Consider the following 14423-nt stretch of genomic DNA (forward strand, 5'->3'; position numbering starts at 1 on the left):
CAGATGAACTGACGCTTAGGAGGCCGTGGCGAACGACGAAGTCAGAAGTCGTCTAAAGTCGTACTCTCGCGGGCCTCTGCGACACCGGGGAGTTCTACCACGTTCGAATCTGCCTCGCGCCGCGCTTCCCGACCGACAAGAACCGTCGTCAATTCTCCAGCACCCTCTTCACGCATCTGGAGCATTGCGTCAATAGATGCTTTGAGCTCGTCGAGGCGGTCACCCATCCCCAACGTTTCCATTACAGCTTGGTCCAACTTGTCCCTTTCCTCCTCCGTGTCCTTGTGTGTGGGCTCCTCGTGTGCTAATTCGGCCTCCATGAGGTCGTCGAACGCGGATTTGATTCGTTCCGTCGTCTCGTCATCAAATTCACGAGGATTCGGCACCTTCCAGAGTTCAGTTTCGTACACCTTAGTCTGCAACCGCGTCATCCCCTGCCCTCCAGCACGTCTGCCCTTCAGTTCGTTCGAGAGCCAGACGACCCGGGAGTTCAGCAATCCACCAAGCAGTTTCTGGTCTACGTCGCCATGCGGAGCCACGTAGTAGAACTGGTCACTCGTCGGCGCGTCCGCGTTGTTCCAGAAGACTCGATGCGTCGTCCACGTGAACATCGTCGAGAGAATCTTTGGACGAGGGAGATTACCGAGGTCGAACCAGATGTCCCTTGTTCGCGTGGTGGGGCGGTCGTGATATCCATTATCCTCTCCCCACTCGATATACTCCAGCAACGCTGAGTGGTCATTCTCTTCTAACCATCCCTTCACCTGTTGCTCGCCTGTCGTGCCGAATTCAGCGTCGTCTTCGGTTGCCTCGTCGACGTACTCGTGAACGTCGAGAATACTCCATTCACTGGCGTCCTCGTCGGTGACTTTGATTGTGTCTACCTGACCAGTGGCCTTCAGTGCGTGAGAGGTGTACGGCTCTAACCCGAGTTCGTGGAAGTCCTCAGTATGGTCGAAATAGAAGGGGTTTGCCCCGGTAGTGATGCCGCGGCTTACTTCGGCAATGTCACCGAGGTCAACCACGTTCTCGTGAGCGTCAAGGTCGAAGTAGAGCGGAGGCGCGAAGAAGAAGACGTTCCACTTCGCCTCGTGGTGGAGGGCCGCTTGCTTCCGAGTCACGAGCCGATAGTCGTCGTTCGTGATGAGTTTGTTCGGTTCCTCGTCCTGCTCCACGACCGCTGCGATTTCGTCCAGACTGAGCTCCTGCTTAATCCGTAGGAATTTCGCTACGTTGGAGTCTCGTTCGCTCTCGTCGCTCTGTTTGCGGAGGATGAGGATGCTACTATCGACCAGTGCGTCGTCGAACAGTTGCCGGTCGAATTTGATGACGGCGCGAACCTCGTAGTGGTCGAGAATGAACTGTTGAACGTCCTCGCCGTACTGCGTGTCGAGCCAGCGGTCACTCGTGATGAAGCCGAAGTCACCGCCTTCGGAGAGGAACTCCGTGCTATGCGTGATGAAATACGCGTAGATGTCCGCATAGCTTGAGATGTAATCCGCGTCGATTTCCGCGTTAGTGAGGTGGTCACGGACTTTGTCCTTGTCATCGATGCTGTCCTGTGGGATGTACGGTGGGTTTCCAACGACAGCGTCGTAGCCGCCGCGTTGCTCTCCGAGACCGCCTTCGCTTTCCGACCCGCTCGCCCCTGCCATCTCACGTTCACCGAGGAGCTGGTACTTCTTCACGTCGAAGAAGTCCTTGATTTCGATGTCGACCTCATCTGTGTATGCGGAGAGGTCCTGAATAGCGAGGTTAATCGCTGTGAGATGCGCGGGGAATCGGTTGATTTCGACACCAGAGAGGTGACTCAGGACGTGGTCGTGGCTTCCCGTGGATTCAGGAAGGTTGTTTCGGAGCCGGTGATACGCGCTCACAAGGAAGCCGCCACTGCCACAAGCCGGGTCCAGAACATCATCATCTGATGATTGGATGGTTAGCCGCGTAATCAAGTCACAGATGGCTGGAGGCGTGTAGTATTCGCCCATGGCTCGCCGCCGCTCAGCGGGGATGACGCCCTCGTAGATGCGCCCGATAACGTCGCTGTTGAACTGGCTAAGGTCGTAGTCATCAAGCTCATTGATGAACGCACGGAGTTTGCTTTCTACAGAATCGAGCGGTATCTCGCTGTATATGTCGTCATGCTCGTAGATGGCCTCGAAATCGACTTCCTCTACGAGATGCGTGAAGTATTCTTCGAGGTCATCCTGCACGTGGTTCGGTCGTGGAGCGAGCGGGTCGATATCCTGCGAGTACGTCGGAGAGTCTTCCAGTATCTTGTAGAAGATGACCTTGTTGATTATCAGGTACGCTGCTTGCTCAGCGAATTCACGTCGAACTTCTTGGCTCTCGTCTTCGTCACTCGGGTCGTACTCGATACCCTGTGCCGCCGTCCACTGGCTAAAATCCTCTTGGAAACTATCGTCTTCTTCGAGGTGGTCTTCGAGTTCGTCCTCTACGCGCGGGGCCATGAACTCGTGAAGCGTGTTCACTCGCTCGATGAACACGTCGTCTACGGCGTCCCATTTTTGCGCTCCCTCCGAGAGCCGCGCGATTTCGTCGAGGAGCGTTCCTGCGAACTCCTCTGGGTCGGAGATGATGTAGGACTTCTGTGACCGTTCCAGCAGGGGGACGCCCTCCTCGAAGGCGTCGAAGACGACCATCCGCTTCTGGTTGTAGGTACAGAAGAAGGGAGCTCCGAGGTCTCCTGCGTATCCGAACGCTTGGCGGACTACGTCGGCTGCGTACGGGTCTGTTTCACGGGAGCCGTCGCCCTCGGGACGCTTGGCTTCGACGACGAAGACGGGGTCGTCCTTGTTGTCGAATACGACGATGTCGGCGCGACCTGAGATACCGTCGCTGTATTCAGCGCGTACGTCGCCGTACGTGATTGCCCCTCGATTGGGTTGTTCGTTGATTGCGCTCTTGAGGTGGGCGTAGAAGTCGAAGTGGATATCTGCTTCACTCATGGTCCGGGATATGACCTCAGTATAAGCCCAATCAGTAGTAAGTTTCTGAAAAATCACCACACGAACAGTTCTTCCGACTCACCCGCATCCTATTCGAGACTCATTTTCGGGGAGGGGGAATGATTTAGTCCGAATGTACGGGTGTTCTGTCTATGGGTAAGAACTGGGGAATGCTGAAATACATGGTGAACGCTCCGTTCGCTCGCCCAGTGAACTTCTTCAAGTATGGTGGTGGGTTCTACGCAATCCTCCGAGCGATTGATGCAGGACCTCCGTCTGGCCATTTCACGGTCGAGACATTCATCCCCATTCTGGTCACGTATCTCCAAACGAAGTATCTGCCACCAAGTTCGGTCTGGGATGTAATCATCCCAATAGTGCTGGGTGCTGCAGCGGCGGGATTGAAATGGCGGGCTTCGCAGCGGTACTAGCTGCACTCCTTGTCTCGGCCTCAGAGTTCCTACAGAATCTCCGACGCAGGCATCTCGTCCTCAGATTCCTCTGAGCTGGTCAATCCAACCGGTTATTCTTGACGTGCCTGACTTCAGACCCACAAATTGATATAGCGATATACAATTTACGAGTCGGGAGCCGGACGCCGAACAGTTCGGTGTTTAGACATTTGTGCCGGTAGGGTTCGACTACCAGACCGGAACGGACGGGGGGAGAGCGTGCCAGTTCGAGACCTCAACACAGCGAGTAGATGTGGTGTTCGTACGTCTTCCGGACGCGGTCGCCCCAGTTGTGAGTGTACGTGTCGACGATGTCGCCCGCGACGTCGCCGCGGAGATACTTCACGATGCCCCTGTCGCCCGTGCGGTCGCGGAGATGGGTGGTGAAGAAGTGACGGAAGTAGTGTGGCGTGACGTTCTCGTCGCTCCCGCCGCCCGTGCGGTGCCACCCCGCCGCCTCGGCGTGGTTGACGACGATCCGTCGGGCGGCCTTCGCCGACAGGCGCGTCCCCCAGTGGTCCCGGGTGCGGACAAAGAGTGGTTCGGCCGGCGAGCGGACGTCCGGACGGATCGCGAGCCACTCCGTGAGCACGGTGGCGAGTTCGTCGTCCACTGGGACGACCGTCGATCGTTCCCGTTTGTTCGAGTCGGTTCGGCGCTCGCCGTTCGTGGTCTCCCCGCGTGTCGGTTTCGACGAGACGAACAGCGAGTCGCCGCGGCCGTCGAGCTGGGGTCGTCCGCCGAGGCTGTACTCGTCTGCCGCGGCGGTGTCAGACAGTCGGAGGTCACGAACGTCGAGGTTGCAGAGCTCTCCGACCCGGACGCCACTCTTCAGAAGCGTCACGACGACGGCCCGGTCGAGCGGGTGAGTGATACTACCGACGAACGACCGCATCTCGGGCACCGACACGTCCCGCCGCGTCGGGTTCGTCTCGATCCGTTCGTCGAGTTCCTCCATCACCAGCGTCATGGGGTTCGACTCGAACGCCTCGACCGAGTTCATGTACGTGTAAAACCGGTGGAGGTACGCCGCGTACGTCGCGATGGTACTCTCGGCCGCACTCCCCCGCTGGCGGTGGATCCACGCCATGCAGTCGCGGTTCGTCGCCTCGTCGAGCGCCGTCGACCGCCCGTCGAGGAACGCCTCGAAGTCCTCGAGGACCCGTCGGTACGCCTCTTGCGTCCGATCCGACCGACCGTAGTACTCCATGTCCTGGAGGAAGTAGTCGATCGGCCGTTCCGATGCCGTCTCACTCATCGGTCAGGACGTAGCCGCCGTCGCGTCCGCTGTACCGGAGCCGGTTCGCGTCCTGCAGCGCGGCGAGCGCGTCGTCGAGCCGATCCTCCACGTCGGCCGTGAGGTGCTCGACCAACTGGTCCCAGTCGAGCGGCCCCTCGCGGCCGAGGAGATCTGTCACCGCCTCTTCGATGTGTTTACCCCCGGGGTCAGGGCCTGAAGACACCTCTCCAGGTGTTTGGCCGTCGCGGCCCCCACTCGAGAGGAACCCTCGCCGGCCGGCCTGGACCATCGTCCGGACAAACTCGCTCTGCGTCATGCCGAGGTCATCCGCGTGGTCCTGCCAGACGTCTTTTTGATACCTCGGTACGTACGTCTGCACACGGGTTCGTTCCGAGTCGGCTTCTCCGGTCACGGTTCGGCCATCGGACCGGCGTGATATCAAAGTACCCCCTCAAACAGCGATAAGGGATCTTATCTCCGATATACTACCTACTGTGGCGGCGGAATGGGCTTGTTATCTCTTTTTGAATACCCAAAAATTGGCTGTCACGTGATTTAATCAGTGATATACTTCATACTCGACGACTCCACTCGAAGCGACCGGAGTCAAGGGAGACGGTCCGAGCCGACTCGACTCCGGTCAGTTCTCTGATCCGACAATCCGGTCGCCTCGTCCCCCGAGTCAGACGGGCCAACCGGGCGCGTATCGCGACGGTCGACGGAGACAAAGGGGGTCTCGGCAGTTACCACGTCCCGCTGGCTGGTATCTCGAGAGCGTGTCTCGGTACGGCCGAGTTCGTCAACGAGTGACTGCAGGACAACACGGACCGAGCAGTGATCCGGGTTGGGAGCCGTCGGGGGACCGACTCTCACTCATGGGACGCGCGAACTCCCTGCCGGGGATACAGAGCGCTGTCTGTCTGCGTCTCGTGTACCGACACGACCTGCCGGTCGTCACTCCGTGCTGCACGAACCGTGCGCGATTGCGAGAACGCGGACCGAGCGTAGCCGTCACACCACCGTAATCGGCGGCGTGTGGAGCAGGAGGGGAAGTACGACTCGGACGGGCTGACCGGGACGCGGGTCACTGCTCTCCCCGTGAACTGCCGTCCGCACGCCGAGACGAACGAGCAGACGACCGGTCGAACGTAGGAAACAGTGTCGAATTCGCGTGAACGGTTCGAACCGAGCGTCGTTCCCGTCGCGTGCCATCACGGCCTGGTGTCCGCTTGCCTGCGTGGCCGTGACCTCTGTCGTCTCGAGGAGCGACTCGCCAGTGTTCCAGGGGATATCCTCCGTCTTCACGCGGCCAACGGGCTGTCCAAGCGCCGACCGTTCGGACCAACTCCGGTCGTTCAACCGAGCGCGACACCTGCTGGCGTGCCGACCTTCCTGTCCGGATCCGACCGCGCGGACCCCGTTATCCGGCGTCCCCTCGTCGTCTACGGGTAACGGGAACCACGTCCGACGTGACTCGCTCTGGAACAGGCGAGCGCGAACAGGTCCACGGAGGACGACACGACGTGAGAGCGTCTCATCCACCCGTTTGTACCGTCGGGCGACGGAGTCGAGCAGCGGTCCCATCGCGGCGCCTGAGGGAGCGATGCTGGCCTTCGACAGACGCTCTCATCGACCCTTCCAGGACTGATTCGGGCGCGATCACCGTGGGCGCGCACACACTCCGGCAGCGGGCGTGACTCGTCGGGAGTGTCCCATCGCCGGACCGACCGCACGCGGCACTCATTCGCCGAGCGAGAGGCCGGGTGGCGGTCAGCACGGGGAGTTTTTGACCAGTCGCGTTTTATATTATGAGATCGACATGTTCCTCACCTGAACGACGGTCGTCCCTCGGACGTGTAAATCGTATCTCGCTATATCGAATTGGCTCGATCTCGCGCCGCTCCGCTCCCCACCGAGAACACCGACGAGAACCGGCTCACTCGACCGCTTCGAGGAGTTCGGGGCCGTCGTTCGCCGGGCTGTTCACCGCGGTCGACACCGGGTACGCCTCCCAGTCGTCGGCGGGCGCGGGATCGAGTAGTTCGACGACTGCGTCGGGGTCGCCGTGGAGCCAGGTCGACTCCTCCGCCGGATCGAGCACGACCGCCATCCGGTGGTGGAGGTCGGAGACGACCGCGTTCGGTTCGGTCGTGACGACGGTGAACGTCTCGACGGTCTCGGCTTCGCCTTCGACACCACCGCCGAACTCCCCGAGTCCGGTCTGCCGCACGCGTGGCGTCCACCGCTCCCACAGCCCCGCCATCGCGAAGAGGCGGTCGTCGTCGTACGCGACGCGGTACGGCTGTTTGCTCCCGCCGCGGTCGGTCCACTCGTAGAACCCGTCGGCGGGCACCAGACAGCGCCGGGACTCGAAGGGTTCGGCGAAGCTCCGCTTTTCACGCACCGTCTCGGCGCGTGCGTTGATGAACGACTTGGAGTCGTCGTCGGCCCACGAGGGGATCAACCCCCACTTCTTGAAGGAAAACTGGTCGGGGTCGTCGCTCGTCAGCACGGGGAGGTGCTGTCCGGGCGCACAGTTGTACCGTGGCTCGACCCGCCGGGCGAACGAGGCGTCGAAGCGGTCTTCGATCGCCGACTGTGAGGCGAAGAGGGTGTATCGACCGCACATACGACGTCGAACGGGGCGACCGGACATATACTGTGGGTCGCGACACCGAAGCCGGATCTATCAGCCACCGCGGCGTCGACGACGGCTCCGACGAGTGGCTGACCGCTCACCACCGGATAAACGGGAGACCACGATACGGATCGGTTCCCGGAGGCGGGCCGATGGGTTCTCCTCACGGCGACACCGGATTGGGCCCGTCGGCCGGGTTCCGTCTCCCGGCCGAGCGAGGGGTTTACCACCGTCGGCTCCCCTTCTCCCGAGCATGCGCGTGGAGAACTCTTTCATCCCGGTTCGCGGCGTGGGCGAGACGACCGAACGGCGGCTGTGGCGACAGGGCGTCCGGGAGTGGGGAGACTTCCACGCTGGCGTCGACGGCGTGGGACCGACGACCGCCGAGCGCATCGAGGCGTTCATCGAGGAGGCACGCCCCCGCCTGTCGGACCGCGATTCGGCGTACTTCGCCCGGACGTTCCCCGACGGGGAGCGGTGGCGGCTCTACGAGACGTTCCGCGACGACGCCTGCTTCTTCGACATCGAGACGACGGGACTGAACCACGCTCGCGACGCGGTCACGACCGTCTCGCTCCACCGCGACGGCGAGACAATCACGCTCGTCCGTGGCGACGACCTCACCGCCGAGGCGCTCGAAGAGACCTTCGCCGACACCGGCTTGCTCGTGACGTTCAACGGCGCGCGGTTCGACGTGCCGTTCCTCGAGACGTCGTTCGACGTCGATCTCGACTACCCACATCTCGACCTGATGTACGCCTGTCGCTCGGTTGGGTTGACGGGCGGGCTCAAAGCCATCGAAAACGAGATCGGCATCGACCGAGACCGACCGGACCTCTCGGGGAGGGACGCCGTCCGCCTCTGGCGGCAGTACGAACGCGGCGACGACGGTGCGCTCGACACGCTCGTCTCGTACAACCGCGAGGACACGGTGAACCTCGCGACGCTCGCGGACCACGTCACCGCGCGCCTCGACGAGCAGGCCTTCGGCGACGACGGCGCATCCGCCGAGTGATTTTTACCTCGTCCGGCGGTGGTGGCGGTATGTCTGATCAGAGTGCGCACGCGGGGACCGACTCCGGCGCGACGACCGACACGGAACCGGAGGCCGCCGTCGACGACGAGGAGGGAGACGACGAGCGACGACTCGGCACCGTCGAGAACACGACCCCCCGGCGCACGCGACCGACGGCGACGAGGGCAACGGCACCGAGACGGTCCCCGCGGTCGAACTGGACCTGTACGACCTCTCGGTCCGGGTCAGCGGCCAGTCGACGGACGACCTCGACGCGGCCGAAGACGCCGCACGGGGGCTCATGGACTACCTCGTCGGCCAGGCGCAACGGCTGGAGGACCGCTCGGACGACCGTGGGCTGAGCTAACCCGACCCCGGTCCCACTTCGACCCGTCGTTCGTCAGTCGTCAAGCCGTCCAACCATCGGCCCTCACCCGCCGACCGTCAGCCGTCAGTCGCGACGGAGCGCGAGCAGGAAGGCGACGAGCAGCGCCGCGAGCGCTACGACCACCCCGAAGCCGGGGAACTCAGTCGACGTCGTGGGCGACTCCGTCGTGGTGGGGGTATCGGTTCCAGTGTCGGTCGGCGTGTCGGTCGGCGCGGCGGTTTCCGTCTCGGTCGAGGTGTCGGCCGGCGTCTCCGCCGGCGTGGTCAGTTCGTCGACCACCTCGAACTCGACGGAGGCGTCGGTCTCGTCGTCGCTCGCGCGGAGCGTGTAGGTCCCCGTCTCGACGCCGGAGAGTTCGACCGTCGTCTCCCACTGGTTCGTCGAGCCGTCGACCTCGGCCTCGCCCGTGGCGACGACCTCGTCGTCCGCGTCGACCACTTCGACGAAGACGAGCGTTCCGTCCTCGCGGTTCGAGGCCCCCGACACCGTGAGCTCCTCGGCGAGCACCTGTCCGTTCTCGCCGAATTCGTCGATCGAGATCGACGGGTTCTCCGCCACGACGGAGTGTTCGACGACGGGATCGTCGACGCCCGCACCCGAGTACTCGTCCCTGACGATCTCGACCGCCTGCTGGGGCGTCAGGCCACGGCGGAGTTCCCCGCCGAAGCCGATGTCGGAGCCGTACTCGCCGTCCCGTCCCTGCCCGACGACGAAGAAGGTGTACTGGCCGCGTTGCTCGAACGTGGCGTACTCCTCTTCGAACTCGTTGTCGTCCACGGAAACGGTCTCGGCGCCGAAGCCGCCGTCGGCGGTGAGGAACTGTCCGCGCGGACCGACGAGATAGACGCGGACGGAGTCGCCCTGTCCGAACGCCGTCCCCGAGAGGACGACCTCGTCGCCGACGTCCGCGGCGATCGACGACGACGACACGTTGGACGTGAGTTCACCCTCGGCCGTCCGAACCGTCGTCGTGGTCGCCGTGTCGAACTCGCTGTAGACGTCGGTCGAGATCGACTCGTCGCTCCCGATGTAGTTTGTGCCGTCGGCGACCGGGTCCGCGACGATCGCGATCCGGTAGGTGTCCGGGATGTCGATCACCTGTCCGGAGTCGATCTCGACGCTGAACCGGCCCTGGCTGTCGACCGCGTCCTCGGCGAGGCTGCCGTCGTCGTCGCGGAGCGGCACCCACTCGTCGTCGATGCGGGCGTACGCCTTCACGTCGTCGGACTCGGGAGCCGTCCCTTCGAGGACGAACTCCTCGCCGATCTGGACGATGCCGAGGTCGTCGGTGAAGACGAGCTCCCGCTCGTCGACGTCGAGTTCGACGCTGTCGTCCGCGCTCGCGTCGAAGCCGGCTCTGAGGGTCCCAGGGTCCGTGTTCGGTGCGTCGAGCTCCACGAACTCGACGTCGACGGTCGTCGCGCCGAGGAACGCGGTGTCGATGCGGACCTGCGCCTTGCCCTCGTCGTCGAGGTCGACCACCGCACCGACGGCGACCTCGGTCGTGCCGCCGAGCGTGTCCGTTCCGACGAGCGACTGGACGTCGCCCGTCGCCGCGAACACTCGCTCGGCGTTCTCGTCGGTCGCCGCCAGCGCGTCGAGGTCGGCGGCGTCGATCCGGACCAGCCCGTACTCGCCGGGTGAGCCCCGAACCGTCGCGACGACGGTCTCGCCCTGGGTCACCGCGGACTCGTCCAGCGAGATGGTCTGTGCCTCGTCACGGACCCCGGCCCCGACGGTCAGCCGCACGTCGTCGAGGTCGTCCGCTCCCTCGACCTCGATGGTGTAATCGCCGGGGTCCAGTTCGCCGACACCCGTGAGCACCAGGGTCCCGCCGGACTGGCTGATCCGGTTCGTGCTGGTGAGCTGTCGCGTGACGTCGATGCCGTCCTCGTCGGTGACGGTGACTTCGACGTCCTCGGCGTCGGCGAAGTTGAACTCGACGGCCAGCGTCAGGGCGTCGATCGTGATGGGGATCGAACCGCCGGTGACGTCGGCGCCGCTCGTCCCGTTGCCGCGGTAGAGCGTCGCCTCGGTGATGCGCGGTTCGACGACCGAGAGGCCGACCGAACCGTCCGGTTCCGTAAAGCTGTAGCCGCCGGGCTGGAAGTCGTTCGCCTCCGTGATGTCGGCCCGTCGAACGTCGCCGACGTTGGCGATCCCGCCGTCGGCGTCGCCCGCGACGCCGAACAGCGTCACGCCCCCGGCGTCCGGGATGTCGTCAATCCCCGTCAGGTCGACACCGCGGTCCCCCAGGAAGACGCGTCCCACGGGCCCGGTGGGGCCGACGTACCTGACGACGTCGAACTGAGTCGTGTCCGAGCGGCCACCGGCCGAGATGGTCGCGTCGAGCCCCGCGGTGGGGCCGACGTTCGCCAGGTTGTGCGTCACCGTGACCGTCACCCGGACCGTCTCGTCGGCACCGTCGCCCGCGTTCGTGTCGGCGAGGCCGACCGTGACGCGGGTGGGGCTGTCGACCGAGAGGTCCGACGCGCTCACGTCGGCGTTGTCGACCGAGACGCCGGTCGCGCTCACGATGTTCCCGTCGGGGACGTCGACGGCGACGGTGTTGCCCGAACTCCCGTTGGTCACCGTGACCGTCCCCACGACCGTCTGTGTGCTCGCCGTTCTGTACGCCTGGACGTCGCTCGCGCTCTCGGCCGTGACGGCGCCCGTGACGAGCGCGCTCGCCGTCCCAGCGAAGGTGATACTTCCCGCGAAGACGGAGCTGACGAGCAGCGTCGTGAGTGCGAGGACCTGTAGTTTCGTTGCAGTTGAACTCATGTGTGCGGCCTCCTGGCACCCGTGGCGACCGCGTCACTCACTCGCGCGCGCCCGACGCGAGTCGTCACGTCCGAAGGTCTCGTCTCGGACGGAGGACGTATGACGTGATAAGCCTTCTAGGAAGCAATACTACTCGCAGTTACACCCGGATCTCCCTGACTATCAGCTACGAAATTCTCAGCTCAAAAGCGTCAAGTCAGCATAATTCAGATTTTCCCTTCGATATAATATAGCTTATTTCGCACACTATTAAACGAGCCGACTCCCTCGAAAGCGGTGTTGCCAGGGGTACCGGTCGTACGGCTGACAGCTGTTTTTGGCGAACCTAAAAGTTCAAATCACTCCACGCGTAAGCGGTGGACGATGACCGCGTACACCTTCGACGACGTCGCCGTGGTGATGGGGACGTACAACGAAGAAGCCGCTATCGAACACGTACTCGAAGACATCGACCGCGTCACCGACGGCCGTGCGGAGGTCGTCTGCGTCGACGGCTCCTCGGACCGGACGGCGGCGGTTGCCCGCGACCACGGCGCGCGCGTGATCAAACAGGAGCCACAGGGGTACGGCGTTGCGGTCCGCGAGGCCGTGCTCGCGCCGGATCGCCCCGTCGTCGTCACGACCGACTGCGACGACACCTACCCGATGGAGCGCCTCCCGGACTTCCTCGACGCGATCAACGAGGGGTACGACGTCGTCTCCGGCGACCGCCTCTCGCGCGGCGCGGAGACGATGCCGCGGTTCAACCGTCTGGGCAACCAGGCGTTCGCGCTCTGTGCGTCCGCGCTCGTGGGCCGTCGGCTGCGCGACACGACGACCGGCATGCGGGCCTACCGCAAGGAAGTGATCGAGGACGTGACCTGGACGGAGAACACGGGTCTCTCGGCGGAGTTGCTCCTCAGACCCGTGATGCGCGGCTACCGCGTCCGGGAACTGACGATCGACTACCGCGAGCGACGCGGGGAGACGACGCTCGATCCGCTGTCCGGAGGGGCCGAAATCGCCGGTTCGATCGTCCGCGTCGCGGGCGAGGAGTGGCTGCGTCGGCTCTCGCCGGACACGGGCCGCGCGTCGACCCGGTCGGCGTAGCTCGTCGCCGAGCCGACGGGAAGACGTCGATCGTCGACCTACCGCCGCAGGATGTCCTGGATGCGGCGCGGTTCGCCCGACAGCGCGGGGTTCTTTTCGACCATCTTCAGCACCTCGTGGTCGGTCACGTCCGGGTAGGATTTGCCGGTCGCCTCCTCGATGAGCGTTCGTTCGAGCCGGAAATCGGTTCCCTGGTAGACGACGTCGACACCGTGTTCGTCGAACGACAGGGCAGTCATGGAGGCTTCTATCGCTCGGGGGTATAAAAGCACACGGCCACGAATCGACCGGGGCCGGTCGTCACCGCACGCCGGGCCGCACGGCGACCCGTCGCCCTTCCGTACTATTTAGACCCTTGCTGTCGTGCGTCCGCTATGGCAGACGCCGAGGTCTCTCACCGACCGGTTCGAGGTATCAGGGGGCTCGCGGGGCAGGCGAACCCGGCCTTCGCCGGCGGGGCCGTCGCGGTGCCGATCGTCGCGCTCGCCGCGGCGCTCGTCTCGAACGACGTCCGACATCTCACCTACGTCCACGTGATGACGGGCGTGCTGTGGACCGGGATCGATCTGTTCATCGGGCTGATCGTCGGCCCCGTGATCGGCGGGATGGACCCCGAGAGACGGGCGGGCTTCTTCCGTCGGTTTACCCCGAAGATGACGTTCCTGATGCCCGTGCTGGCGACCGTCACGATCGTCGGCGGGATCGTGCTCGCACGCCGATTGGGACACTTCCCGAACGCCGATCCCTGGCTCGCGATCATGAGCGCCGCGACGCTCGTTCCGGTGGTCGTCCTCGTCGGCTACCAGTTCGACGCGCTCGCCGACCCGCGAACCCTCGCGGTTCTCGGCACCGTGATCGTCGCGTCCGGGGCGGGGCTGTTCGTCACCCTGCCCTCGCTCACGATGGCCGACCCGTGGATCCTCGCCGCGCTGGCGATCGTCACGCTGCTTACGATCGTCGGGTTCGGCGTCATCCTCCCTGGGGAGATCCGCATCTACCGGCAGCTGACCTCCGCCGAACCCGACATCGATCTGATCGGAGCGATCGGGATGCGGAACGCCAAACTCGGCGGCCTCCAGGGACTCATGCAGCTCGCGATCGTCTTCGTCATGGTGAACCTCCGGTTTTGAGTCCCGTCGGTCCAGAGGAGTCGAGGATCCGAGACGGGCCGGTGTCAGTTGCGGAGCTGCGCTTCGACGTCCGCGACGAAGCTCCGCACCGCGACGTCGGCATCGTCGTCGAGCGAGATCCCGACACGCAGGTCGTCGACGACGAGATCGACCAGCGTGACGTGTTCCAGCCCGTAGACGGTGAACTCGTGTCGGCCCGTCGATCCGGAACTCAGCCCGTCGGCTCCACGCGAGTGCTCCCACAGTCGCGTGATCGGGGCCGTTCGGTCGTCGGCCGGCTCCCCATCCAGGAAGTGAACGTAGGCCACGTCACCGTCGTACGTCGCCACCGCCTGCGCGACGGCGGCGTGGCGCTCCTCGAGGAACTCGACGAGCCCGCCGCACGGAAACCCCTCGCGGGAGACGATCCGGAGGTCGACCGCGTCTCGTCCACGCGTCAGTCGGTCGAGCGCGACCCGGCCGGTCTCCGTGAGATCGTAGAGGCGTCCTTTCTGTTGTGACTCGGGGACGAGGAGTTCGACCACGTCGTGCTCGCGGAGTTCCGACAGCGCCCGGGAGACGTGCGGCTGGGCGAGGTCGGTGTCCGACGAGATCTCCGACGGCAACCCGGGACCGTATTCGGAGAGGTACTCGCAGACGGAGAGCCGGTAGCGCGAACTCGCGACGTAGCCCGCCGCGTCCCATGTGTCAGTCATTCGTGATCGTCTCTCAGTTTGTT

The 14423-nt window shown here is 64.0% G+C and carries 11 protein-coding genes and 1 pseudogene; 5 read left to right on the forward strand and 7 right to left on the reverse strand.

Annotated features, from left to right (window positions below; genetic code table 11):
- Positions 1 to 41: 41 nt before the first annotated feature.
- On the reverse strand, positions 42 to 2969 hold the full coding sequence (locus tag NKJ07_RS05380) for an N-6 DNA methylase (RefSeq protein ID WP_318569559.1): 2928 nt from the start codon (positions 2967 to 2969) through the stop codon (positions 42 to 44).
- A 152-nt stretch (positions 2970 to 3121) separates the two neighbouring features.
- Between NKJ07_RS05380 and NKJ07_RS05385 the strand changes: the two genes are divergently transcribed.
- Entirely contained in the window at positions 3122 to 3400 is a 279-nt protein-coding gene (locus tag NKJ07_RS05385) for a hypothetical protein (protein WP_318569560.1), read from the forward strand.
- 256 nt (positions 3401 to 3656) lie between these two features.
- Here the strand turns inward: NKJ07_RS05385 and NKJ07_RS05390 are convergent, their stop codons facing one another.
- The 3 genes from NKJ07_RS05390 to NKJ07_RS05400 form a co-directional block, all read right to left on the reverse strand.
- Positions 3657 to 4679 carry a tyrosine-type recombinase/integrase gene (locus NKJ07_RS05390; protein ID WP_318569561.1) on the reverse strand — a complete coding sequence of 341 codons (1023 nt, stop codon included), beginning with the start codon at positions 4677 to 4679 and terminating at the stop codon, positions 3657 to 3659.
- Positions 4672 to 5073, reverse strand: a complete 402-nt coding sequence (locus NKJ07_RS05395; protein ID WP_318569562.1) for a DUF5805 domain-containing protein — start codon at positions 5071 to 5073, stop codon at positions 4672 to 4674. The genes NKJ07_RS05390 and NKJ07_RS05395 overlap by 8 nt, the downstream gene beginning before the upstream one ends.
- 1524 nt (positions 5074 to 6597) lie before the next feature.
- The gene (locus NKJ07_RS05400) at positions 6598 to 7290 is read right to left on the reverse strand and encodes an SOS response-associated peptidase (protein ID WP_318569563.1); all 693 of its coding nucleotides are present in this window, start codon (positions 7288 to 7290) and stop codon (positions 6598 to 6600) included.
- Between the two features lie 262 nt (positions 7291 to 7552).
- Here NKJ07_RS05400 and NKJ07_RS05405 point away from each other — a divergent pair, with 262 nt between their 5' ends.
- Both NKJ07_RS05405 and NKJ07_RS24575 read left to right on the forward strand, forming a co-directional pair.
- Complete coding sequence (locus tag NKJ07_RS05405) at positions 7553 to 8314, forward strand: ribonuclease H-like domain-containing protein (protein WP_318569564.1); 762 nt, start codon at positions 7553 to 7555, stop codon at positions 8312 to 8314.
- A 205-nt stretch (positions 8315 to 8519) separates the two neighbouring features.
- Positions 8520 to 8681 (forward strand): annotated as a pseudogene (locus NKJ07_RS24575) (DUF8002 family protein); the annotation flags it as partial.
- 84 nt (positions 8682 to 8765) lie between these two features.
- Here the strand turns inward: NKJ07_RS24575 and NKJ07_RS05415 are convergent.
- Complete coding sequence (locus NKJ07_RS05415; RefSeq protein ID WP_318569565.1) at positions 8766 to 11486, reverse strand: PGF-CTERM sorting domain-containing protein; 2721 nt, start codon at positions 11484 to 11486, stop codon at positions 8766 to 8768.
- Positions 11487 to 11849: 363 nt separating this feature from the next.
- Here NKJ07_RS05415 and NKJ07_RS05420 point away from each other — a divergent pair, with 363 nt between their 5' ends.
- Entirely contained in the window at positions 11850 to 12575 is a 726-nt protein-coding gene (locus NKJ07_RS05420) for a dolichyl-phosphate hexose transferase (protein ID WP_318569566.1), read from the forward strand.
- Between the two features lie 38 nt (positions 12576 to 12613).
- Here NKJ07_RS05420 and NKJ07_RS05425 read toward each other — a convergent pair whose 3' ends face one another.
- Positions 12614 to 12814, reverse strand: coding sequence for a DUF5800 family protein (locus tag NKJ07_RS05425; RefSeq protein ID WP_318569567.1), 201 nt, complete (start codon positions 12812 to 12814; stop codon positions 12614 to 12616).
- A 135-nt stretch (positions 12815 to 12949) separates the two neighbouring features.
- On the opposite strand from NKJ07_RS05425, the gene NKJ07_RS05430 reads away from it, so the two are divergent.
- Positions 12950 to 13705: a hypothetical protein gene (locus NKJ07_RS05430; RefSeq protein WP_318569568.1), complete on the forward strand. Its 756-nt coding sequence runs from the start codon at positions 12950 to 12952 to the stop codon at positions 13703 to 13705.
- Positions 13706 to 13749: 44 nt separating this feature from the next.
- Here the strand turns inward: NKJ07_RS05430 and NKJ07_RS05435 are convergent, their stop codons facing one another.
- Positions 13750 to 14400, reverse strand: a complete 651-nt coding sequence (locus NKJ07_RS05435) for a winged helix-turn-helix domain-containing protein (RefSeq protein ID WP_318569569.1) — start codon at positions 14398 to 14400, stop codon at positions 13750 to 13752.
- Positions 14401 to 14423 lie beyond the last annotated feature (23 nt).

Origin of the sequence: Salinigranum marinum, assembly GCF_024228675.1 — an archaeon.
Lineage (GTDB): Archaea > Halobacteriota > Halobacteria > Halobacteriales > Haloferacaceae > Salinigranum > Salinigranum marinum.